The 21,652-nt window shown below is 62.9% G+C and carries 21 protein-coding genes; 6 read left to right on the forward strand and 15 right to left on the reverse strand.

What is annotated here, in order from left to right:
* Positions 1-58 precede the first annotated feature (58 nt).
* The 5 genes from N6G83_RS02425 (at position 59) to N6G83_RS02445 (ending at position 4,952) form a co-directional block, all read left to right on the forward strand.
* A complete protein-coding gene (locus N6G83_RS02425) occupies positions 59-970 on the forward strand; it encodes a LysR family transcriptional regulator (RefSeq protein WP_260514581.1) in 912 nt (303 codons plus the stop codon).
* A 147-nt stretch (positions 971-1,117) separates the two neighbouring features.
* Complete coding sequence (locus N6G83_RS02430; RefSeq protein ID WP_260514582.1) at positions 1,118-1,915, forward strand: alpha/beta hydrolase; 798 nt, start codon at positions 1,118-1,120, stop codon at positions 1,913-1,915.
* A 1-nt stretch (position 1,916) separates the two neighbouring features.
* Entirely contained in the window at positions 1,917-2,288 is a 372-nt protein-coding gene (locus N6G83_RS02435; RefSeq protein ID WP_025303374.1) for a RidA family protein, read from the forward strand.
* A gap of 58 nt (positions 2,289-2,346) precedes the next feature.
* Complete coding sequence (locus tag N6G83_RS02440; RefSeq protein ID WP_025303373.1) at positions 2,347-3,534, forward strand: aromatic amino acid transaminase; 1,188 nt, start codon at positions 2,347-2,349, stop codon at positions 3,532-3,534.
* Positions 3,535-3,554: 20 nt separating this feature from the next.
* Complete coding sequence (locus N6G83_RS02445; RefSeq protein ID WP_025303372.1) at positions 3,555-4,952, forward strand: amino acid permease; 1,398 nt, start codon at positions 3,555-3,557, stop codon at positions 4,950-4,952.
* A 50-nt stretch (positions 4,953-5,002) separates the two neighbouring features.
* On the opposite strand, the gene paaY is transcribed toward N6G83_RS02445, so the two are convergent.
* From paaY to paaA, 13 genes are all read right to left on the reverse strand, one after another.
* Complete coding sequence (paaY, locus tag N6G83_RS02450; protein ID WP_021505794.1) at positions 5,003-5,599, reverse strand: phenylacetic acid degradation protein PaaY; 597 nt, start codon at positions 5,597-5,599, stop codon at positions 5,003-5,005.
* Between the two features lie 12 nt (positions 5,600-5,611).
* Entirely contained in the window at positions 5,612-6,550 is a 939-nt protein-coding gene (gene paaX, locus N6G83_RS02455) for a phenylacetic acid degradation operon negative regulatory protein PaaX (RefSeq protein ID WP_043140497.1), read from the reverse strand.
* A 79-nt stretch (positions 6,551-6,629) separates the two neighbouring features.
* Positions 6,630-7,937, reverse strand: coding sequence for a phenylacetate--CoA ligase PaaK (paaK, locus tag N6G83_RS02460; protein WP_016927188.1), 1,308 nt, complete (start codon positions 7,935-7,937; stop codon positions 6,630-6,632).
* Positions 7,938-7,952: 15 nt separating this feature from the next.
* Complete coding sequence (pcaF, locus tag N6G83_RS02465) at positions 7,953-9,158, reverse strand: 3-oxoadipyl-CoA thiolase (RefSeq protein ID WP_260514585.1); 1,206 nt, start codon at positions 9,156-9,158, stop codon at positions 7,953-7,955.
* Positions 9,155-9,595 carry a hydroxyphenylacetyl-CoA thioesterase PaaI gene (gene paaI / locus N6G83_RS02470; RefSeq protein WP_016927190.1) on the reverse strand — a complete coding sequence of 147 codons (441 nt, stop codon included), beginning with the start codon at positions 9,593-9,595 and terminating at the stop codon, positions 9,155-9,157. The genes pcaF and paaI overlap by 4 nt, the downstream gene beginning before the upstream one ends.
* Positions 9,592-11,124, reverse strand: coding sequence for a 3-hydroxyacyl-CoA dehydrogenase (locus N6G83_RS02475; RefSeq protein WP_260514586.1), 1,533 nt, complete (start codon positions 11,122-11,124; stop codon positions 9,592-9,594). Before N6G83_RS02475 ends, paaI begins: the two co-directional genes overlap by 4 nt.
* 2 nt (positions 11,125-11,126) lie before the next feature.
* Complete coding sequence (gene paaG / locus N6G83_RS02480) at positions 11,127-11,918, reverse strand: 2-(1,2-epoxy-1,2-dihydrophenyl)acetyl-CoA isomerase PaaG (RefSeq protein ID WP_043140507.1); 792 nt, start codon at positions 11,916-11,918, stop codon at positions 11,127-11,129.
* Positions 11,919-11,921: 3 nt separating this feature from the next.
* Positions 11,922-12,695 carry a 2,3-dehydroadipyl-CoA hydratase PaaF gene (paaF, locus tag N6G83_RS02485; protein ID WP_025303367.1) on the reverse strand — a complete coding sequence of 258 codons (774 nt, stop codon included), beginning with the start codon at positions 12,693-12,695 and terminating at the stop codon, positions 11,922-11,924.
* A gap of 8 nt (positions 12,696-12,703) precedes the next feature.
* Positions 12,704-13,762 (reverse strand): 1,2-phenylacetyl-CoA epoxidase subunit PaaE, encoded by a 1,059-nt coding sequence (paaE, locus tag N6G83_RS02490; protein ID WP_260514587.1) that lies wholly within the window; start codon positions 13,760-13,762, stop codon positions 12,704-12,706.
* Positions 13,763-13,775: 13 nt separating this feature from the next.
* Positions 13,776-14,273 carry a 1,2-phenylacetyl-CoA epoxidase subunit PaaD gene (gene paaD, locus N6G83_RS02495; protein ID WP_197836116.1) on the reverse strand — a complete coding sequence of 166 codons (498 nt, stop codon included), beginning with the start codon at positions 14,271-14,273 and terminating at the stop codon, positions 13,776-13,778.
* A 9-nt stretch (positions 14,274-14,282) separates the two neighbouring features.
* The gene (gene paaC, locus N6G83_RS02500) at positions 14,283-15,041 is read right to left on the reverse strand and encodes a 1,2-phenylacetyl-CoA epoxidase subunit PaaC (protein ID WP_197836118.1); all 759 of its coding nucleotides are present in this window, start codon (positions 15,039-15,041) and stop codon (positions 14,283-14,285) included.
* A gap of 8 nt (positions 15,042-15,049) precedes the next feature.
* Positions 15,050-15,337, reverse strand: a complete 288-nt coding sequence (paaB, locus tag N6G83_RS02505) for a 1,2-phenylacetyl-CoA epoxidase subunit PaaB (RefSeq protein ID WP_004935173.1) — start codon at positions 15,335-15,337, stop codon at positions 15,050-15,052.
* 21 nt (positions 15,338-15,358) lie between these two features.
* Positions 15,359-16,297 carry a 1,2-phenylacetyl-CoA epoxidase subunit PaaA gene (paaA, locus tag N6G83_RS02510; RefSeq protein WP_025303363.1) on the reverse strand — a complete coding sequence of 313 codons (939 nt, stop codon included), beginning with the start codon at positions 16,295-16,297 and terminating at the stop codon, positions 15,359-15,361.
* 317 nt (positions 16,298-16,614) lie between these two features.
* On the opposite strand from paaA, the gene paaZ reads away from it, so the two are divergent.
* Complete coding sequence (gene paaZ / locus N6G83_RS02515; protein ID WP_049295901.1) at positions 16,615-18,681, forward strand: phenylacetic acid degradation bifunctional protein PaaZ; 2,067 nt, start codon at positions 16,615-16,617, stop codon at positions 18,679-18,681.
* A gap of 43 nt (positions 18,682-18,724) precedes the next feature.
* On the opposite strand, the gene N6G83_RS02520 is transcribed toward paaZ, so the two are convergent.
* Positions 18,725-19,618, reverse strand: a complete 894-nt coding sequence (locus tag N6G83_RS02520) for a Kdo hydroxylase family protein (protein ID WP_169540981.1) — start codon at positions 19,616-19,618, stop codon at positions 18,725-18,727.
* A gap of 479 nt (positions 19,619-20,097) precedes the next feature.
* The gene (locus tag N6G83_RS02525; protein WP_025303360.1) at positions 20,098-21,651 is read right to left on the reverse strand and encodes a sensor domain-containing diguanylate cyclase; all 1,554 of its coding nucleotides are present in this window, start codon (positions 21,649-21,651) and stop codon (positions 20,098-20,100) included.
* Between the last annotated feature and the right edge of the window lies 1 nt (position 21,652).

A 21,652-nucleotide genomic window follows, 5' to 3' on the forward strand; every position in this document is an offset into this window, starting at 1 on the left:
TTGAACGAGCGAAATCCGGCAATGTGGAAATTGATAATTTCACTTTTCGGAAGAATCTATGGATCGGTTAGACGAGTTGGCGATCTTCGTGGCGGTGGTGCAGCAAGGCAGCCTGGCGGCGGCCGGGCGCAAACTGCGGCGTTCGGCGCCGGCGATCACCCGGGCGATCGCCGCGCTGGAACAGCGTTTCGGCATCCGATTGGTGGAGCGAACGACCCGGCGGCTGGCGCCCACCGAAGCGGGTATGCGGCTGTTGGAACGCGCGCAACAGCTGCTGCAGGATTATCAGGCGGTGGTGCAGGATACCGCCGAAGCGCAGCTGAGCGGCTTGCTGCGCGTCACTTCGCCGGTGCAGTTCGGCCGCCGCTACGTGGCGCCGGTGGTGATGGCGTTTCTCGATGATTACCCGCAGATGCAGATCGAAATGGTATTGAACGATCGCAATCTCGATCTGATTGACGAAGGGTTGGATATCGCGGTGCGCATCGGTCATCTGCAGGACTCTTCGCGCGTGGCGCGGCGGCTGGGGCAGGTCAGCCGGGTGACGGTCGCCAGCCCGGATTACCTGGCGCGCTGCGGTGAACCGCGTTCGCCGGCGCAACTGGCGGATCATGCCACCATCGTCGGCACCCAGCGGCCGTCGCTGCGCGAATGGCGCTTCGGCCCGCAGGAAAACGGCGAGCGCGTGCGATTGGCTCCCCGGCTGTTGCTCAACGACGTGGAAGCGCAACTGCTGGCGGTGCGCGCCGGCAAGGGCGTCGCCCGGTTGCTCTCGTATCAGGTGGCGGACGATTTGGCCGCCGGTACGCTGGTGCGGCTGTTGACGGATTACGAGCCGTTGCCTATGCCGGTACAGCTGGTGGCGCAGCAGGCGCAGCACATGCCGCTGAAGGTGCGCGCCTTTTGGGATTATGCATTTGAACGGCTCAGCGCCTTGCCGCAAATTCATCCGGGTGTGCGGGGGAAATAAGCGCAAAAAGTTTCATGGGTTAAACTTTTTCATTATTCATCAGGTTTTATTTTACCGGGCGCGCATTGCTGATGCGCCCGTCTTGACAATAATGTTGCCGGTGCTAATAGTTAATTCACATCTTAAATAATAAACGAAGTTTAATATATGAAACCACTTGCGGGGAGTTATGACAACGGCGCCACGGTGGATAATGAATCGGCTATTTTGACTTCATTTCAAACCCGCAGTGCGGCTGTTTATAAACAGACGCGCCATGAAAACAATATTGCTTATGGCAACGGCGAACGCGAAACATTGGATTGGCTCTATTCTGCAAAGCAGCATCAGGGGACGTTAATTTTTATTCACGGCGGCTATTGGCAATTCTGCGATAAGGCAGATTTCGCCTTTATCGCCGCCGGGCCGTTGGCGTTGGGTTTTGACGTGGTGTTGGTGGAATATGCGCTCGCGCCGGCGGTGGATCTCGACGAAATATGCCGACAGATCGGTGTGGCGTTGAATGCCATTCAGCGCCGCCTACCGCCGCACTATGCCTATCCGGTGCATCTGTGTGGCCATTCCGCCGGCGGCCATCTGGCGGCGTTTTGGCAGCAGCATGCGTTGGTGGATGCGGTCTTTCCCATCAGCGGCCTGTTCGAGCTGGCGCCGCTGCAACAAAGCTATGTCAATCGGGCGCTGCAGCTGACTGCGCGGCAAATTGAAACGCTCAGCCCGGCGCGCCACCTGCCGACGCGCGGCAAGCCGCTTACGCTGTATTACGGCGCATTGGAGCTGCCGGAACTGAGAGGCCAGTCGCAACACTATCATGCGGCGCTGCGCCAACGCGGGTTGTCGGCAGAACTGGTCGCGGTGCCCGGCGCCAATCATTTCACCATTCTGGATGCGTTGTTCGCCGCCGACGGCGCGCTGCTTCGCCAACTTAACCACCACGGGAACCACTGACATGCGCGAGATCGTAGATACCGGGCTGCCGGAGATCGGCCAGCCTTTTTCCTGGGCCACCCGGGGCGGCGGCATGCTGTTTACCGCTCACGGCCCGGTGCGGGCGGACGGCAGCATCGACACCGGCGCGCCGGAGCGACAGATTACGCTGACCTTCGATAATCTGGCGCAGACGCTGAAGGCGGCGGGCAGCCACAGCGATAAGGTTCTGCAGGTGATCGTGTATCTCACCGACGTCAACGACGTTAAATGTCTCGATGATATTTACCGGAAATACTTTAATTATCCTTATCCCAATCGCTCCACGGTCATTGTCGAAAAATTGGTGGTGCCGGGAATGAAAATAGAAATTACCGTCAGCGCCATCGCCTGATTTAATTTCTTCTTAAGTTCGCCTTTATATTAATTCAATAACGAGTTAAGGATGTGTCATGTTTAAACAGATTGCACCTTCCGCGGCCGATCCTATTATGTCGCTGATGGAAGCCTATTTGCAGGACCCCAATCCGCAAAAAGTGAATTTAGGCATTGGTCTGTATTACGACCGACAGGGGAATATTCCGCTGATGCGCGCGGTTGAGGCGGCCGAACAGCGATTGTTGGCGCTGCGTCGCCCACATGGCTATCCGCCGATCGAGGGTTCGTCGCAGTTTGCTCGCCAGGTGCAGACGCTGCTGTTCGGTGAGCAACAGGCGGCCGAGATCGCCACGGTGCAGACCGTCGGCGGCTCCGGCGCGTTGAAGCTGGCGGCGGATTTTTTGCGCCACTTTCTGGCGCGCGGTGAAATTTGGGTGTCCGATCCCACCTGGGCCAATCACTGGGCGATTTTCGAAGGCGCCGGGCTGCGGGTGAATACCTATCCCTACTTTGATGAAGCGGCGGGCGGCCTGCGTTTCGCCGCCATGCTCGACGCGTTGGACAGCCTGCCGCCGGGCAGCGTGGTCCTGTTGCATCCTTGTTGCCATAACCCGACCGGCACCGATCTGACGGCGGAGCAGTGGCGCGCCACGCTCGCCGTGCTGCAGCGACGCAGCCTGCTGCCGCTGTTCGACATCGCCTATCAGGGCTTCGGCGACGGGCTGGAGGAGGACTGCTTTGCGTTGCGCGAAGCGCTGAAAACCGATCTGCCGTTTTTGGTCTGCAATTCGTTTTCCAAAAACGTCGCGCTGTACGGCCAGCGTCTGGGCGCGCTGTCGGTGCGCTGCGCCGACGCGGAAAATGCCGCCAACGTCAAAGGGGCGTTAAAAACGCTGATCCGCCGCAGCTACTCCTGCCCGCCGACGCACGGCAGCCAGATCGTGGAAACCCTGCTCGGCGACGCCGAACTTGGCGAGCTTTGGCGCAATGAGCTGGCAGAAATGCGCTCGCGCATCAAGCAAATGCGTGAACAGCTGGCCGCCGGGCTGGCGCAGGGTGGCTCTTCGCTGGATCACCGGCGTATTCGCGATCAGCGCGGCATGTTCAGCTATACCGGCCTGAACGAAGCGCAGCTGCAGACCCTGCGGCAGCGCTATGCCATCTATCTGGTCTCGCCCGGCCGCATGTGCCTGCCGGGGCTCAATCCCGGCAACATTGACTATGTGACCGCCGCCATTCTCGACGTCACCCGTACCGCCTAACTCCGCTCGGGAACCCAGCCATGCCACAGATGAATGATTTTGAGCATATCGCCCGCCGTCAGGGCGGGTTGAACAAGCATCTTACCGCCGGGCAGATGTCGATGCTGGCGATCGGCGGCGCCATCGGCACCGGGCTGTTTCTCGGCAGCGCCTACGCCATTCAGATGGCGGGGCCGTCGGTATTGTTGAGCTACCTGATCGGCGGCGTCATTGCGCTGCTGCTGATGGGCAGCCTGGCGGAGATGACCTCCGAACACCCGACGCCCGGCTCGTTCGGCGACTACGCCGAATTCTATCTCGGCCCGCTGTTCGGTTTTCTGGTGCGTTATTCTTACTGGTCCTGTGTGGTGCTGGCGGTGGGTACCGAAGTCACCGCCATCGGCATGTACATGCAGTTCTGGTTCCCGGCGACGCCGACCTGGCCGTGGGTGCTGCTGTTCTCGGCGGCGGTGATCGTCGTCAACGTGATCGGGGTGAAGTCGTTCGGCCAGGTGGAATACGCGCTGTCCACCGTCAAAGTGACGGCGATCGTGGCGTTTATTCTGATCGGCATCGGCATTCTGGCATTCTCGGGCAACCCGGCCTACGGCCTGCGCAACCTGACCGCCGGCGGCTTCATGCCGTTTGGCGTCAAGGGCATGTGGTTCGCGGTGATCGTGTCCATCTTCAGCTACCTGAGCATTGAAATGATTGCGGTGGCCGCCGGCGAGGCGAAAAATCCGGTGATTGCGGTGAAGGCGGCGTTCAAGGGCACCATCGTGCGGCTGTTCATCTTCTACATGCTGTCGATCGCCCTGATGCTGGCCATCGTGCCCTGGCGCCAGTCCGGCACCGGCGAAAGCCCGTTCCTGATGGCGATGAACGTGATCCATCTGCCCGCCGCCGCCGGTATTTTCAACTTTATCGTGCTGGTGGCAGCGCTGTCGGCAATGAACAGCCAGCTGTACATCACCACCCGCATGATGTTCTCGCTGTCGCGTGCCGGGCAGGCGCCGGCGGCATTGGGGCGCGTCAGCCGGCGCGGCATTCCGGTCAATGCGTTGGCGATGTCGTGCATCGGTATCGTGGTGTCCATCGTGCTGAGCCTGGTGGCGCCGGAAACCTCGTTCGCCGCCATGATGTCTATCTCGGTGTATGGCGCCTGCTTTACCTGGCTGATGATTTTCGTCACCCACCTGTTCTTCCGCCGCCGGCATCGGCAGACCCACCTGAAGTTCCGCATGTGGGGCTTTCCCTATACCACCTTGCTCGGCGCCGGGCTGATGGCGGCGCTGATGATCTCGACGGCGTTTACCGAATTCTTCCGCATGACGCTGTGGTTCGGCATTCCGTTCACCTTGCTGCTGGTGGTGGCTTATCACTTCCAGAGCCGCCGCGCGGCTACACCGTCGCCGTTCAAGGCGCCGGAGGTGGAGTAATGAGGTGGAGTAATAAGGGGAGGGGCTGAGGCGCATCTCAGCCCCGGGGATTAAAGCTGGCTTTTCGGGATCAGGTGGTCGCCGAAGCTCAGGCGTTGGCGGCCCGGTTCGATTTCGGTCAGCGGCGCCACTTCGTGCAGCGAGGATTTGCAGCGCTGTACCAGATCCTGATACTCGCGGGTGCCGGCGATCTTCCAGGCCAGCTCCTGTTCGGTCAGATCGCGCAGCACGCGCGCCGGGCTGCCGACCACCAGCTTGTTGGCTTCGATCACCGCCGCGGCTTTGACGAACGCCATCGCGCCGACGATGGTGTTCTCGCCGATCTCCGCACCGTCCATCACCACCGCGTTCATGCCCACCATCGCGTTGCGGCGAATGCGGCAGCCGTGCAGGATGGCGCCGTGGCCGATATGGCCGTCTTCTTCCACCACCGTGTCCTGCTGCGGGAAGCCGTGCATCACGCAGTTGTCCTGAATGTTGGCGCCGTCGCAGATTACCAGGCGGCCAAAATCGCCGCGCAGGCTGGCGTTCGGGCCGATATACACGTGTTTGCCGACGATCACGTCGCCGATCAGCACCGCCGTCGGGTGCACGTAACTGCTGGGGTCAACGACCGGCGTCAGGCCGTCAATCTGATACACAGGCATAGCGTGAGTTCCTTAAAATGTAGGGTCGCGCGGCAGGCCGCCGAAGCGCCGATAGTAGCCGGCGGCCGGCGCGGGCAGGGCGCCGATGGTGGTCTCCGCCAGCGCACTGACGTACTCCGTCGCGGCGCGATCGACCTGCTGATAGAGATTGATGCACAGATTACGGGCGATTTGGCCCTCCCACTGGGCGGGCAGCAGCGCGTCCGGCAGCAGCGGATCTTTCAACACCACGCGACGGAAGAAGTGAATCAATAATAGCTTAATCTGGAAACCGCGCAGCGGCGTCAGCGCCGCCGGGTCGACTTCGCGCAGCAGCGCCATCAGCGGCCGGAAGGAGACGATAAACTCGTGATAGCCGGCCGCCACATCGCTGAGCGACCAGCAGTCGGCCACCAGTTTCTGCAGCGTTTGCTCGGAGCGGTTGTAGGGGTAATCGGCGCGAAAGTAGATCACCTGCTCACTGGCGTTCAATTCGCCGAGCAGCGCCGTCACGTCGGTTTGCGCATGGGTGGGGGCGGCCATCAGATTGTTGGCGATCTGCCCGAACCCGAGCCAGCCCAGCTCTTTTTTCAGCCGCGCGCGCGCGTTTTTTTCGGCGCATTCCAGCAGCAACAGCTCCCACTTGCCGTCCCAGGCGGGCTGCTCGCGCAGATAGATTTTCGATTCGGCGTGGCGGAACTGGCGCATTCCCTGCTCGGTCACGCGGTAGAAGCTGCGGCGGCCGATTTTCTCCACCGCCAGCCAACCCTCTTTCTGCAGGCGGAACACCGAGGTGCGCACGAAGCGATCGCCGAAACCGAAGGCCTCCAGCAGCGCGCTCAGGCTGCCGAGCCACACTTCGCCGCCGCGGTGGCTGAGCGCGTCGCCGTACAGCGAAATGATCAGCGAGGTGCCGCTGATCGGCTGCGCGTCGACGGCATGGCGAATGAACTCATCCAGTTTATGTTCCATATTTTTCCATGGGTTAGCCTTCGATGAGCCATAACATTACGCCTAATTTGGGGCGGCGTCATCCGTGACGCCGTGCGCCTCAGCGCGGCCGCAGATCGACCACGCGCTGCGCCTTGCCTTCCGAGCGCGGAATATCGCCGCAGTTGGCGATGCTGACGTCGGTGCTGACGCCCACGATCGATTTGATGTGGTGGCGCAGCTGGTGGCAGATATCGCAACGCTGCTGGTGGCTGAGGCTGAGCGCCGACTCCTTGAGCTCGACGCGCACCGCCAGCGTGTCCAGATGCCCGCTGCGGCTGACCTGCAGCTGGTAGTGCGGCGACAGCTGCTCGAACTGCATGATCTGCTCTTCCACCTGCGACGGGAAGACGTTGACACCGCGAATGATCAGCATGTCGTCGGAGCGGCCGGTGATCTTGCCCATGCGGCGCATCTGGCGCGCGTCGCCCGGCAGCAGCCGAGTAAGATCGCGGGTGCGGTAGCGGATAACCGGCAGCGCCTCTTTAGTCAGGGTGGTGAACACCAGTTCGCCGTGCTCCCCGTCCGGCAGGGCAATGCCGGTTTCCGGGCAGATGATCTCCGGCAGGAAGTGGTCTTCCCAAATGGTCGGGCCACCGCCGCTCTCCAGACACTCCATCGCTACGCCCGGCCCCATCACTTCCGACAGGCCGTAAATATCCAGCGCCTTGATGCCCATGCGGGTTTCGATTTCGTGGCGCAGGGCTTCGGTCCAGGGTTCGGCGCCGAACACGCCGAGCCGCAGCGAGCAGCCGCGCGCATCGCCGCCCATTTTGCGCTCCAGTTCGTCGATCAGCGTCAGGCAATAGGACGGCGTCACCATGATGATGTCGGGCTTGAAGTCGAGGATCAGCTGCGCCTGGCGCTCCGTCTGGCCGCCGGACATCGGGATCACCGTCGCGCCGAGCCGCTCTGCGCCGTAGTGCGCGCCGAGGCCGCCGGTGAACAGGCCGTAGCCGTAGGCGACGTGCACCTTGTCTTTGGCGGTGGCGCCGCCGGCGCGCAGGCAGCGGGCGACGATATCGGCCCAATTGTCGATGTCGCGCTGGGTGTAACCGACCACCGTCGGGCGGCCGGTGGTGCCCGAGGAGGCGTGGATGCGCACCACCTGTTCCATCGGCACTGCGAAGGTGTCGAACGGGTAGTTGTCGCGCAGATCCTGCTTGGTGGTGTAGGGGAAGCGCGCCAGATCGCTCAGCTGTTTGAGATCGTCGGGGTGTACGCCGGCCTGGTCGAATTTGCGTTTGTACATCGGCACATTGTCGTAGGCGTGGTGCAGCGTCCACTTCAGACGCGCCAACTGCAACGCTTCAATCTCATCGCGCGAGGCGAATTCGATCGTTTCGAGGGGCTGTGGATTTATTGTCATGGTTAGCCTCAGGGGTCAGACACGCTCAATGATCATGGCGATGCCTTGGCCTACGCCGATGCACATGGTGCACAGGGCGTAGCGGCCGGCTCGCCGTTCCAGTTCAAACAGGGCGGCTAGCGCCAGGCGCGCGCCGCTCATGCCCAACGGATGCCCCAGAGCGATCGCGCCGCCGTTGGGGTTAACCTGTGGGGCATCGTCCGGCAGGCCAAGCTGGCGCATCACCGCCAACGCCTGGGCGGCGAACGCTTCGTTCAATTCGATGACGTCCATCTGCGCCAGGCTCAGCCCGGCGATCTCCAGCACCTTGCGGGTGGCCGGCAGCGGGCCGATGCCCATCAGCCGCGGCTCTACGCCGCAGGTGGCGGTGGCGACGATGCGCGCCCGCGGCGTCAGCCCCTGGCGTGCTGCCATCGCTTCAGAGGCGACGATCAGCGCCGCCGCGCCGTCGTTCAGGCCCGAGGCGTTGCCGGCGGTGACGCTGCCGGGCTGACGGAACGGGGTTTTCAGCGCCTGCAACTGCTCGAAGGTGGTGTCGGCGCGCGGGTGTTCATCCTGGCTGAACAGGGTGACCGCGCCTTTTTTGCCGGTGAGGCTGACCGGCGCTATCTCCTGCGCCAGGTGGCCCAGCGCCTGCGCCCGGGCGGCACGCTGCTGGCTGCGCAGCGCAAAGGCGTCCTGATCGGCGCGGCTGATGTTGAACTGCGCCGCGACGTTTTCGGCGGTCTCCGGCATCGAATCGGTGCCGAACTCGGCCTGCATCCGCGGGTTGACGAAGCGCCAGCCGAGGGTGGTGTCGTACAGCTGCGCCTGGCGGCTGAAGGCGCTGTCGGCCTTGCCCATCACCAGCGGCGCACGGGTCATCGATTCCGCGCCGCCTGCCAGCAGCAACCCGGCGTCGCCGGCCTTGATGCTGCGCGCCGCCATCGCCAGCGCATCCAGGCCCGAACCGCACAGGCGGTTCACCGTGGTGCCGGAAACGCCGATCGGCACTCCGGCCAGCAGCAGCGCCATGCGTGCCAGGTTGCGGTTGTCTTCCCCGGCCTGGTTGGCGCAGCCGAGGATCACGTCGTCCAACTGCGTCCAATCCACCTGCGGATGGCGTTCCAGCAGCACGCGCAGCGGCAGGGCGGCGAGATCGTCAGCGCGCACCTGGGCCAGCGCGCCGCCATAGCGACCGATCGGGGTGCGCACGCCGTCGCAGATAAATGCCTGATTCATGCCTGATCTCCTAAAATACTGTGGCCGAGGCGGTGCGCACGGCCGCGGAACCAGGCGACGGTTTTGCCCAGTTGGTTGACGATCTCGACGTCGTACAGCCCGGTGGCTTTGCCCTGGTGGCGCACCGCCGCGCTGGCGGTGAGGCGATCGCCGGCCAGTGCCGGGCGGACGAAATCGATGCTGCAGCCGGAGGCCACCGCCGCCAATCCCTGGCTGTTGCAGGCGTAGGCGAAGGCGGTATCCGCCAGGCTGAACAGCTGGCCGCCGTGGCAGGTCTGGTGGCCATTGAGCATCTGCGGGCCGACGGTCATGCTGACCTGTGCGTACCCGGCGTCGACGGCATCAATATGCATCCCCATCGCCTGAGCGCAGGTATCTTGCTGAAACATCTGTTCGGCGCAGCGCTGAGCCAGCGCGCGCGGCGTATTGGCGTTCATCGTTCGGCTCCTGGGAAAGTGGCGGGGGAAGCATAGCAGCGCAGCAGCGGCATCGGGCGATAGCGCGCCTCGCCGTAATAGCGTTGCAGGTTTTCCAGCGTCGTCAGAATGTGGCGCCAGCCGAGCGCAGCGCCCCAGGCCAGCGGGCCGCGCGGATAGTTGACGCCGCGCAGCATCGCCAGATCGGTATCTTCGGCGCCGGCGACGCCTTTGTTCACCACGTCGAGCGCTTCGTTGGCCAGCATGGCCAGGGTGCGCATCGTCAGCAGGCCGGGATAATCCGGCAGTTGAATGACCTGCTTGCCGAGGGACTGCAGCAGGCGAATCGCGTTGGCATTGTGTTGCGCGCCGTTTTGCGCAGCGCAGCTGATGGCGATGGCGGAGGCATGCGCATAGTCGGCACAGAGATCGAACAGCACCACGGGCGTTCCACGTTCGTCGGCCAGTTGGCCGGCGGTTTTACCATTGGTTAACATCATTGTAACGTCGTCGATCGTGAGGTACGGGCTGGTCTGGCCAGGTTGTTTGATCCCCCCCGCATTTTCGATCAACAGTTCCGCCAAATCGGCCAGCGAAGACCAGTCGCCATGCAGCGTGACGCGTTGCGGCGGCGCGGCCTGCGCCGGCGGCGCAAAGGCGATCATCTCTGCGGCGGGCCGTTGCGCGTCGTAGCGGTAGAAGCCGCGGCCGGATTTGCGGCCGAGATGTCCGGCGGCCACCAGCTCCTGCTGCACCAGTGAGGGGGTGAAGCGCGGATCCTGGTAGAAGGCCTGATACACCGAGTCGGTCACGGCGTAATTGACGTCCTGGCCGATCAGATCGGTCAACTGCAGCGGGCCCATGGCGAAGCCGCCGGCGTCGCGCATGACTGCATCCAGGGTGGCGGCGTCGGCCACCCGTTCCTCCAGCGCGCGCAGGGTTTCGGCGTAGAATGGCCGCGCCACGCGGTTGACGATGAATCCCGGCGTCGAGCGGCATACAACGCTCTGCTTACCCCAGCGCTGCGCCAGGGCCTGCAGCGCGGCGAGGGTCTCTACCCCGGTCTCCAGACCGCTGACGATCTCCACCAGCTTCATCAGCGGCGCCGGGTTGAAGAAGTGCAGCCCGGCCATGCGCGCCGGGCGCTGCAGTGCCCCGGCGATGGCGGTGATTGACAGCGAGGAGGTATTGCTGGCGAACAGCGCCGTGGGCGAGCAGACCGCTTCCAGATCGCGGAACAGGCTCTGCTTGATCGCCAGATTTTCCGCCACCGCTTCAATCACCAGTGCGCAGTCGGCCAGCTGCTCGAGCGAATCGGCGCATTCGAGGCGCGCCAGCAGCGCTTCGGTGGTCGCGGCGTCGGCCTTGCCGCCGTCTACCCGCTGGCGCAGGCGGCGAGCGAGATCGTCGATCGCGCGCTGGGCGGCGGCGGGCGCGATATCGAACAGCCGCACCGGATGGCCGGCGGCAGCGGCCACCTGGGCGATGCCGATGCCCATGGTGCCGGCGCCGATCACCGCCATCTGGCCGTTAAGAAGGGGCGCGTTCATGGCTATTTCCCGCTGAAATTTGGCGTGCGTTTGGCGAAGAACGCGCTGACGCCTTCGCGATAGTCGTCGCTGCGGCCCCCCAATCGCTGCAGATCGCGCTCCAGATCGAGCTGCTGATCGAGGCTGTTGGTGGCCGAGCTGTAGAGGGCTTTCTTGATTAGCCCCAAACCGTAGGTCGGCTGGGTGGCCAGATGGCGCGCCAGCGTTTGCGTGCGGTCGGCCAATTCATCCGCCGGCACCACCTGCCAGATCATGCCCCACTCCAGCGCCTGCTGGGCGCTGATTTTGTCACCCAGCAAGGCCATGCCCATCGCGCGGGCGTGGCCGGCCAGCCGCGGCAGGAACCAACTGCCGCCGGAATCCGGCACCAACCCCAGACGGCAGAACGACTGAATAAAGCTGGCGTTGTCGGCGGCGATGACGATATCGCACGCCAGGGCCAGCGCGGCGCCGGCGCCGGCCGCCACGCCGTTGACCGCGCATACCACCGGTTTGGGCAGGGCGGTCAGGCGACGGATCAGGGGGTTGTAGAAACGTTCGACCGACAGGCCGAGATCCGGCGCCTGTTGATCGGCGCTGACGTTGCGATCGTTGAGATCCTGCCCGGCGCAGAAACCGCGCCCGGCACCGGCGATCAGCAGGCAGCGCACGCTGTCGTCGCGCTCGGCTTGCGTCAGCGCTTCGCTCAGCTGGCGATGCATCTCGTCGTTAAAGCTGTTGAGCCGATCCGGCCGGTTGAGGGTCAGCGTCAACACGCCGGCGTCGAGATGGCTGAGAATCAATGCGTTATCCATAAATCAGCGCCCCTGATAGTTTGGCGTACGTTTTTCGAAAAAGGCGGCGATGCCTTCGCGGCGATCGTCGGTGGCGGCCAGGGTGACGAACTGCTGACGCTCCATCGCTAGCCCCTGGCTAAGGCCGGTTTCCTCGGCCTGTTTCAGCGCCTGCTTGGCGGCGCGCAGCGCCAGCGGCGCCTGACGGCTGATGCGATCGGCAATCTGCTGCGTGCGCTCCAGCGTCAGGGCATCGACGCACACTTCGCTGATAAGGCCAGCCTGCAACGCAGTGCGGGCGTCGATGGCTTCGCCGGTCAGCACCATCTGGCTGGCGCGCGCCTTGCCGACGCAGCGGATCAGGCGCTGGGTGCCCCCGGCGCCCGGCATCAGGCCGAGGGTGATCTCCGGCAGGCCGAAGCGGGCGCTTTCGCCGCCGATGGCGATGTCGCAGGCCAGCGCCAGCTCGCAGCCGGCGCCCAGGGCATAGCCGTTCACCGCCGCCAGCAGCGGCTTGCTGAACTGCGCCAGCCGCTGCCACAGCTGCGGACGGCGATCCGCCAGCGCGGCCGGCAGATCCTGCTGCTGAAGTTCGCGCAGATCGGCGCCGGCGGCGAAGAAGCGCGCCGCGCCGGCGATCACCACGGCGCCCACGCCGCTGTCGGCATCTGCCTGCTCCAGACGGGCAACCAGCTGTTCCAGGCACGGCGTGCTCAGGGCGTTGCGCGCCTCCGGGCGGTGCAGCGTCAGCGTGACCACGCGGTGTTGCTGCTGATGCAGAATAAAGGGGGTGTCCATCGCGGCTCCTAGACGTCGAAGTCCAACACCACGCCGTCGCCTTTCGGCCACGACTGGCAGCTCAATACGTAGCCCGCCGCCAGCTGATCCGGCTCCAGGCTGTAGTTGACGCCCATCTCCACCTGGCCGGCCTTGAGACGGCATTTGCAGGTGGCGCACACGCCGCCTTTGCAGGCGTAGGGCAGATCGGCGCCCTGGCGCAGCGCGGCGTCGAGAATGCTGTCGTCCTGTTCGCTGACCTCGATATCCAACCGGCGGCCGTCGAGCAGAATGGCCACCCGGGTAGCGTTGCGATCGCCGCTGTGGCGCGGGCGGGCGACCAGGCCGCCGGTGTTGAAGCGTTCACTGTGGATGTGGTTGGCTGGGACGCCGGCTTGTTCCAGCACGGTTTGCGCGTCGTCCATCATCGATTCCGGTCCGCAGATAAAGGCGTGGTCATAGTCGCGGAAATCCAGCAGCGCGCCGCCGATCGCCGCCAGGCGTTCACGGTCGATGCGGCCGCTGAGCAGCGGGCTGTCGAGGCTCTCCTGGCTGAACAGGTACAGCGGCTGAAAACGCTGCGGGTAGCGGTTTTTCAGATCCGATAGCGCTTCTTTAAACATCATCGATCGGCTGTTGCGGTTGCCGTAGATCAGGGTGAAACTGCTGCCCGGTTCGAGCTGCAGCGTCGCTTTGATAATCGACAGCATCGGCGTGATGCCGGAGCCGGCGGCGATCGCCAGGTAGTTGCCGTGGCGCTCCGCCTGCGGCTGATAGCCGAAGCGCCCCTGCGGCACCATCACTTCCAGCGCATCGCCGACTTTCAGCATGCGGTTGACGAAGCCGGAGAAACGGCCCTGATCAATCGCTTTTACGCCGATCTGCAGCAGGCCTTCCTGCGGCGAACTGCAGATGGAATAGCAACGCCGCAGTTCTTCGCCGTTGACCAACGCCTTGAGCGTCAGGTGCTGGCCGGGGGTATAGCGGTATTGGTTTTGCAGCTCGTCGGGCACCCGCAGGGTGATGGCTACGGCGTCCGGCGTTTCGCGCTCGATGGCGGCGACGCTCAGGCGATGAAAGACCGTCATGGTGTCAGCGCTCCTATATGCATTTGAAATAGTCGAACGGTTCCCGGCAGTCGCAGCAGCGGTACAGCGCTTTACAGGCGGTGGAGCCGAACTCGCTGATCTTCTCGCTGTGGGTGCTGCCGCAGCGCGGGCAGGCGACCGGGCCGTGGGCGTGCGGCCGATCGCAGGTGTGGCCCTGCGGCGGCGCTACGCCGTATTGCCGCAGCCGTTCGCGGGCGTCGGCGTTCATCCAGTCGGTGGTCCAGGCCGGGCTGAGGCGAATGTCCACCTGCACCGGGCTGAAGCCGGCGGCCGTCAGCCGCTGCTCGATGGCGTTGAGCAAAAATTCGGTAGCCGGGCAGCCGGAATAGGTTGGGGTGAAGGTCACGCGCCAGCCGCTGCCGTCGCGTACCACGTCGCGCACCATGCCCAAATCGGTGATCGACAGCACCGGCAGCTCGGGATCGCTGATCTGCTGCAGACAGTGCCAAATCTGCGGGATTTCGGCGGGTTGCAAACGAGTGACGTTCATCGCGGCCTCCTACCACTGACTGTTTGGGTAGGCGCGCTGCAGGAACTGCATCTCCGCCAGCAGCGGGCCGAGGTGTTCGCTGTGCTGACCTTGTTTGCCGCCGTGCCGGAACGCCTGCTCGGCGGGCAGCGCCAGCGTCGCCTGGCGCAGCGTCTCCTCCACCTGCGCTTGCCAGGGAGCCTGCAGCTGGCGCGGATCGACGGCGATGCCCTGTTCCGCCAGCTCAAGCTCCAGCGCGTCGGCGTGGAACAGCTCGGCGGTGAAACGCCACAGGTTATCCAGCGACTGTTGGATCTTGCGGTGGCTGATATCGTTGCCGTCACCGAGGCGGATCATCCAGCCGTGGCTGAAGCGCAGGTGATAATCGGCCTCCTTCAACGATTTGGCGGCGATGGCGGCGATCTGCGCATCGTGGCTGCGGCTCAGCGCCTGGTGCAGCTGTACGTGGTAGGCATCGAGCAGGAACTGACGCACCAGCGTGTCGTTGAAACCGCCGTTCGGCTGTTCCGCCAGCAGCAGGTTATGAAACTGGCGCTCGTCACGTCCGAAGGCCAGGCTGTCTTCGCTGCAGGGCGGGCCGGCCAGTTCGGCGGCGTAGCCCAGGAAGTGGCGCGCCTGGCCGAGCAGATCGAGACCGATGTTGGCCAACGCCAGATCGATTTCCAGCTCGGGCGCGTGGCCGCACCAGGCGCACAGGCGCTGGGCGAGGATCAAAGGCGTGTCGCCCTGGCGGAGCAAATAGCTGATGCGCGGATCGTTAACCGTCATGGTCGCCTCTACATGTTCTTGATGCCGTCGGGGATGGTGTAAAACGTCGGATGACGGTAGATCTTGTCTTCGGACGGATCGAAGAACGCGCCGCGATCTTCCGGCTGCGAGGCGATCAGATGGCGCGATTGCACCACCCAGATCGAGCAGCCTTCGTTGCGGCGCGTGTAGGCGTCGCGGGCGTTTTCCAGCGCCATTTGGTCGTCGGCGGCGTGCAGGCTGCCGACGTGGCGATGTGCCAACCCTTGTTTGCTGCGGATAAACACTTCATACAGCGGCCATTCAACGTGGCTCATGATCTCGGTTCCTTATGTTGGCTATGCGGCGGAAGCGGCGTTTTTCGCAGCGTGGGCCATGGCGCCGTCGCGCACCCAGGCGCCGTCTTCCCAGGCGCGGCGTTTGGCCTGCAGGCGTTCGTGGTTGCATTGGCCGCGTCCTTTGATCACTTCATGCAGTTCGCTCCAGTCGATCTCGCCGAAGCGATAGTGGCCGGCGGCCTCGTCCCAGGTAAGACTCGGGTCTGGCGCCGTCATGCCCAGCGCCTCAAGCTGCGGCACGGTGTTGTCGACGAATTTCTGCCGCAGCTCATCGTTGCTGTGGCGTTTGATTTTCCACGCCATGCTCTGGGCGCTGTGAGGGGAGTCGGCGTCGCTCGGGCCGAACATCATCAGCACCGGCCACCAGAAGCGATCGATGGCGTCTTGCAACATCGCGCGCTGCGAATCGCTGCCGTGGGCCATCGCCATCACCGCCTCGTAGCCCTGGCGCTGGTGGAAGCTTTCTTCTTTGCAGATTTTCACCATCGCCCGCGCATAGGGGCCGTAGGAGGCGCGGCACAGCGCTACCTGGTTGACGATGGCGGCGCCGTCGACCAGCCAGCCGATCACGCCGATATCCGCCCAGTTGAGCGTGGGGTAATTGAAGATGGAGGAATACTTCATCTTGCCGTCGAGCATCTTTTGGTAGATGTCCTGGCGCGAACAGCCGAGGGTCTCGGCGGCGCTGTAGAGGTACAGACCGTGGCCGGCCTCATCTTGCACTTTGGCCAGCAGCACCGCCTTGCGGCGCAGCGTGGGGGCGCGCGTCAGCCAGTTGGCTTCCGGCAGCATGCCGATGACTTCCGAGTGGGCGTGTTGGCCGATCTGCCGAATCAGGTTCTGACGGTAGGCGTCCGGCATCCAGTCTTTGGCCTCAATGGCGATATCCGCCGCGATCTTGTCGTCGAAATGCTGCTGATATTGTGCGTCAGTTGTCATGCTCGCCTCTTGGTGATTCGTGTTTTTCACATTAGATATAAAAATGTGAATCACTTTAACTAACCATAAGGCTACAAACTGATAACAAAAAGATCAAACGAGATTCATGTGGTTTTGCGAGTTCACTCACAAGGTTTTTTGTTATTTTGTTGATTTAATTTGATAAATAAAACCATCAATTCCGTATTAATGACAGGGTAAGCGGCTTGAAAACGGGTTTTGTTCTGTTTTTGTTAAAATTTGATTTGGCGTTGACTGGCATTTATGTGATACGTAATTAAGCTGTAGGGTGAAAATTTATGAATTTTGGAGGGCACATGCAGCAGTTACACAGTTATCTATCTGGCGCCTGGGTGTATGGGCAGGGAGAGGGCCGCGAGATCCGTCACGCCGTGACCGGCGAAGCGCTGTACCAGGTCTGCTCCGACGGCCTGCCGTTAGCGGCGAGCCTGAGCTATGCCCGCAGCCACGGCGGCCCGGCGCTGGCGAACATGACATTCCAGCAGCGCGCCCAGATGCTGAAAGCGGTGGCGAAACACCTGCTGGCGCATAAAGAGGCGCTGTATCAGATTTCCTATCAAACCGGTGCGACGCGCAGCGACGGCTGGGTCGATATCGAAGGCGGCATCGCCACGCTGTTCGCCTATGCCGGCATGGCCGGCCGCGATCTGCCGGATGATACGCTGTGGCCGGAAGACGAGTTGATCCCGCTGTCGAAACAGGCGCAGTTCGCCGCCCGCCACGTGCTCACTTCGCGCCCTGGCGTGGCGCTGCACATCAACGCCTTCAACTTCCCGTGCTGGGGCATGCTGGAAAAACTGGCGCCGACCTGGCTGGCGGGCATGCCGGCCATCATCAAGCCGGCCACCGCTACTGCGCAGCTGACGCAGGCGATGGTCAGGCTGATCGTCGACAGCGGGCTGGTGCCGGAAGGGGCGCTGCAGTTGGTTTGCGGCGGCGTCGGCGACATGTTTGCGCACCTGGATTATCAGGATGCGGTGACTTTCACCGGCTCGGCGCAGACCGGGCAGCGGCTGCGTGCGCATCCGCGCCTGCTGGAAAAATCGATCGCCTTCACCATGGAGGCGGATTCGCTCAACTGCTGCGTGCTGGCGGAGGACGTGACGCCGGAGATGCCGGAGTTTGCGCTGTTCATCAAAGAAGTGTGCCGTGAAATGACCGCCAAGGCGGGGCAGAAATGTACTGCGATCCGCCGCATCATCGTGCCGGCGGCGCAGGTGACTGCGGTGCGTCAGGCCTTGTTGCAGCGCCTGGCGGGGGTGACGGTGGGCGACCCGCAGCTGGAGCCGGTGCGCATGGGGGCGTTGGTCAGCCACGAGCAGCGTGAGGATGTGCAAAGCAAGGTAGAGTTCCTGCTGCGCAATGGTTGCGAACCGCTCTGTGGCGCGGCGCTGGATAAGCTGGAGATCCTGGGCGACGGCGCGCGCGGTGGGGCGTTTTATCCACCGACCCTGCTGTATTGCGCCGATCCGTTCACCCATCAGGCGGTGCACGGCACCGAGGCCTTTGGGCCGGTGGCAACGCTGATGCCGTATGCGGATACCGAGCAGGCGATCGCATTGGCGTTGCTGGGGCAGGGCAGCCTGGCGGGATCGCTGGTGACCGCCGATCCGGCGTTGGCCAAGCGCTTCATTCGCGCGGCGGCCTGCGCCCACGGCCGAATGCTGATTTTGGATGAACAGGCGGCGGCGGAGTCCACCGGCCACGGTTCGCCACTGCCGATGCTGGTACACGGCGGCCCGGGGCGCGCCGGTGGCGGGGAAGAGCTGGGCGGACTGCGTGCGGTGAAGCACTATATGCAGCGCACGGCGATCCAGGGCAGCCCGGCGATGCTGGCGGCCATCGGCGGTGAATGGGTGCGCGGCGCGCCGGTCGCCGAGCATCCGGTACATCCGTTCCGTAAATACTTCGAGCAGCTGCAGCTGGGCGACAGCCTGTTGACCGCGCGCCGCACCGTGACCGAAGCGGATATCGTCAACTTCGCCTGCCTGAGCGGCGATCATTTCTACGCGCACATGGACAAGATCGGCGCCGCCGATTCCCTGTTCGGCGAGCGAGTGGCGCACGGTTACTTTGTGGTGTCCGCCGCGGCCGGGCTGTTTGTCGATGCCGCCGTCGGGCCGGTGATCGCCAACTACGGCATGGAGAATCTGCGCTTTATCGAACCGGTGAAGATCGGCGACACCATTCAGGTGCGGCTGACCTGCAAGAAGAAAATCCGCAAGCCGCAAAAAACCGCCGAGGATCGGCCGCACGGCGTGGTGGTGTGGGATGTGCAGGTGTTGAATCAGGAACAGCAGCCGGTGGCGCTGTACAGCATCCTGACGCTGGTGGCGCGCCAGCAGGGGGACTTCGAGGCGTAATACGCGTTTGCCGCCGCCGGCAGGCCCGGCGGCGGCAATCTATTCAGATCAGCGGCTGACCGCGCAGCTGTTCCAGCACTTTCAGCGGCGAGCGCTGCGGATCCTGCATCTTGTTCACCGGCAACAGGAAGGTCTGTTCCAGCATAAACTGGCCGCCCATCGCGGCGTGCGGCGTTTGATCCGAGAAACAAATCCAGCTGCTGCCCGGCGGAAACGCCAGCGCCAGCTGCGGCCCCTGCTGCTGATAATCGCCGTCGGCCTTCATGGCGTCGTGCAACTGCAGCATCAGGTGGTCATAATGGCTGCGGCGGGTCTTGGTGATGCGCACCTGATGCTGCAGCCAGCTGCTGAGGGCGGAGTAGCGTGCGAGGCGCGGCATAAAGCGTGCCGCCAGCTCAGGGAACGGTTCACCGACACGCCATTGGCGGTGCTCGCCGTGCGGGTTGATGTTGGTAAAAATGCGCAGAATGCGTTCGCCGTAGTTCGGGCGCGACGGGAAAGCGTCGACGTGCAGCCGGCTGTCGTCTTTGCGCCAGGAGCTGCTTGCGCGCCAGGCCGAAACCGGATGCAAACGCAGGCTGCCGGTCGGATGGTGCAGCGCCTCCTGATACTCGGGCAACAGCCCGGCGATCAGCTGGCGGCACGACTGGTAATAACGTTCCAGCAGTTGCTGAACCTGCTGCCGGCGTTCCACGACGGCGACGCCGGTCAGCTTGCCGGACAGCGGCTGATAGCTGATGTTTTTGCGCTTCGGATCGACCAACGTCGGATCCAGCAGTGGCATTTCTTGTTCAGACAGGGTGAAGGCCAGCTCAGGCAGAAACAGTACCTTGCCCTGTTCCAGTTCGCTGACCGCGCTGGATGCTTCCGCTGCCGCCCATTGTCGCAACGGCAGCGTCAGGACGGCCTGTTCACGCATAATATCGCCAGTAGGCATGAGATCTCCTCGCAAATCTATATCGCTTTATTCCCGTCTTTCAGGTTGCCGCGTGATTGGCTGCACTGGCTTGCGCAGTGGCTGGCTGGAGCGGCGTCAGCAGGCCGCTCAATTGCAACGTGAAATTTGTGGGTTCTATTATGGATGTATCAGCAGGGCGCAGTGCGCCGAAGCGTGCGATGGCTTCCTGATAGAGAGAATATTCCCAATAAGGATATCACCGGCAATACCAATGAAAAGTAAACGAGGGCTAAACGGGGCTGCGCGTAGGCACGAATAATCAAAAATGGCACGAATTGTCTGCGGAATGGTGTGTTTTTTATCTTATTGAATTGTAATGGAAATAAATATGCTGCTTATTTATTGGCGTTATTTCATTCAAATAGCAGGGCAAACCGGGGAAATAATGTTGCGGAGTGGAATTATTTCATCTTGTCGGGAATAAATCGGGCCGCCAAATTTGGAGACCCGATTATTGATTAAGCACCGTAAATGCAGTTTTTGCCTTTTTTCTTGGCCTGATACAGCGCGCTGTCCGCCTCATTGATAAAGCTGATCGGCGTATCGTTATACATATGTGGCACTTTGGCGCAGATGCCGATGCTGATGGTGACGATACCGTGCGGGTTGCCCTGATGCGGGATCTTCAGATCGCGTACCGCCTGGATGACGCGTTCGGCGAAAATCAGTGCGCCCTGAATGTCGGTATCCGGCAGGATAATCCCCATCTCTTCGCCGCCGTAGCGCGCTAAAACGTCGTTGCTGCGGCATGCCAACCCTTTGAGCGTTTGGCCGATCTGCTGCAGGCACTGGTCCCCGGCGACGTGGCCATAGCTGTCGTTGTACTGTTTGAAATAGTCGATATCCAGCATCAGCAGCGCCACGCTGCGGTAGTTGCGCGAAGCCCGCGCCAGCTCGTTCTTCAGCGCGATATCAAACTGGCGGCGGTTGGCCAGCCCGGTCAGGCCGTCCAGCAGCGCCAGTTCTTCGAGCATCTGGTTGATGCTGGTCAGCTGATCGCGGGTGCGCATCAGCTCGGCTTCGGTTTGCATGCTGTGCTTGATTTGCCGCAGCAGCACCATGCCCATCGCCAACAGGATCATCAGCAGCGAGAGGCCACCGGCGGCGAACAGCCCGGCGTCGGTGCGCCAGTCCGCCAGCGCGTCGCGTTTCGATAGCCCGGCGGCGATCACCAGCGGAAAGCGGTTGACCCGCGAATAGCCGTAGATGCGCTCCACTTTGTCGTACAGCGAGGTGATGGTGGCGTTGCCGAATTCCGAATGCGGCAAAATTTCGCTGAACAGCACGCCCTTGGCGATGTTTTTACCGATCGACGCCGCCGAGTAGGGGCGGCGGTAAAGGATGGTGCCGTCCGCCAGCAGCAGGTTCAGCGAGGCGTCAGTGTTGAGGGCGAAGCTGTCGTAAAACTGGCGGAAATAATCGACGTACAGCGTCGCCAGCACCACGCCGCCAAAGCTGCCATCCGGGTGGTTGAAGCGCCGCGAAACGGGAATGATCAGATCGCCGGTGGTGCGGCTGCGGATCACCTTGCCGATGTACAGGCCGCCGCCGTCGCGGTTTTGATGGTATTTGAAGTAATCGCGATCGGCGTTGTTGGCGTTCTTGATGAATTTGCCCGAGGAGGTCGCCAGCCAGCGGCCGCGCGCATCGTAGAGAAACAGCCCATGCAGCTGCGGCAGGTTGCCGACCTGCGTCTGCATGACGCGCTGCAGCCGCGTCAGCTGCGATGGACCCAGCCCGTCGTTCTGGAGACGTTCGGTCAGATCGAGCAGATTGCCGTCCACCTGCATGAAAGTATCGTCGGCATGCTGCGCCAGCGAACGGGCGAGGTTGGCGGATTCATGCTCGGCGCTGCGCAGATCGCGCTGGTGCGCGTTCCAGATTTGCCAGCTGTTAAAGAGGATCAGCGTGGCGGCAACGATGATGACAAACACGCCGGCCTGAAATAATAATGGGGAGCTTTTAACGCTGCGCGGCGGCACGGCATCCTGTATGGGTTGCTGCTGAGTCATG

The organism is Serratia sp. PL7 (assembly GCF_945957435.1).

Bases quoted from the DNA above. Each gene is read 5' to 3' on its own strand.
- N6G83_RS02425 (WP_260514581.1), top strand. From the start codon at position 59: ATGGATCGGTTAGACGAGTTGGCGATCTTCGTGGCGGTGGTGCAGCAA.
- N6G83_RS02430 (WP_260514582.1), top strand. From the start codon at position 1,118: ATGAAACCACTTGCGGGGAGTTATGACAACGGCGCCACGGTGGATAAT.
- N6G83_RS02435 (WP_025303374.1), top strand. From the start codon at position 1,917: ATGCGCGAGATCGTAGATACCGGGCTGCCGGAGATCGGCCAGCCTTTT.
- N6G83_RS02440 (WP_025303373.1), top strand. From the start codon at position 2,347: ATGTTTAAACAGATTGCACCTTCCGCGGCCGATCCTATTATGTCGCTG.
- N6G83_RS02445 (WP_025303372.1), top strand. From the start codon at position 3,555: ATGCCACAGATGAATGATTTTGAGCATATCGCCCGCCGTCAGGGCGGG.
- paaY (WP_021505794.1), bottom strand. From the start codon at position 5,599: ATGCCTGTGTATCAGATTGACGGCCTGACGCCGGTCGTTGACCCCAGC.
- paaX (WP_043140497.1), bottom strand. From the start codon at position 6,550: ATGGAACATAAACTGGATGAGTTCATTCGCCATGCCGTCGACGCGCAG.
- paaK (WP_016927188.1), bottom strand. From the start codon at position 7,937: ATGACAATAAATCCACAGCCCCTCGAAACGATCGAATTCGCCTCGCGC.
- pcaF (WP_260514585.1), bottom strand. From the start codon at position 9,158: ATGAATCAGGCATTTATCTGCGACGGCGTGCGCACCCCGATCGGTCGC.
- paaI (WP_016927190.1), bottom strand. From the start codon at position 9,595: ATGAACGCCAATACGCCGCGCGCGCTGGCTCAGCGCTGCGCCGAACAG.
- N6G83_RS02475 (WP_260514586.1), bottom strand. From the start codon at position 11,124: ATGAACGCGCCCCTTCTTAACGGCCAGATGGCGGTGATCGGCGCCGGC.
- paaG (WP_043140507.1), bottom strand. From the start codon at position 11,918: ATGGATAACGCATTGATTCTCAGCCATCTCGACGCCGGCGTGTTGACG.
- paaF (WP_025303367.1), bottom strand. From the start codon at position 12,695: ATGGACACCCCCTTTATTCTGCATCAGCAGCAACACCGCGTGGTCACG.
- paaE (WP_260514587.1), bottom strand. From the start codon at position 13,762: ATGACGGTCTTTCATCGCCTGAGCGTCGCCGCCATCGAGCGCGAAACG.
- paaD (WP_197836116.1), bottom strand. From the start codon at position 14,273: ATGAACGTCACTCGTTTGCAACCCGCCGAAATCCCGCAGATTTGGCAC.
- paaC (WP_197836118.1), bottom strand. From the start codon at position 15,041: ATGACGGTTAACGATCCGCGCATCAGCTATTTGCTCCGCCAGGGCGAC.
- paaB (WP_004935173.1), bottom strand. From the start codon at position 15,337: ATGAGCCACGTTGAATGGCCGCTGTATGAAGTGTTTATCCGCAGCAAA.
- paaA (WP_025303363.1), bottom strand. From the start codon at position 16,297: ATGACAACTGACGCACAATATCAGCAGCATTTCGACGACAAGATCGCG.
- paaZ (WP_049295901.1), top strand. From the start codon at position 16,615: ATGCAGCAGTTACACAGTTATCTATCTGGCGCCTGGGTGTATGGGCAG.
- N6G83_RS02520 (WP_169540981.1), bottom strand. From the start codon at position 19,618: ATGCCTACTGGCGATATTATGCGTGAACAGGCCGTCCTGACGCTGCCG.
- N6G83_RS02525 (WP_025303360.1), bottom strand. From the start codon at position 21,651: ATGACTCAGCAGCAACCCATACAGGATGCCGTGCCGCCGCGCAGCGTT.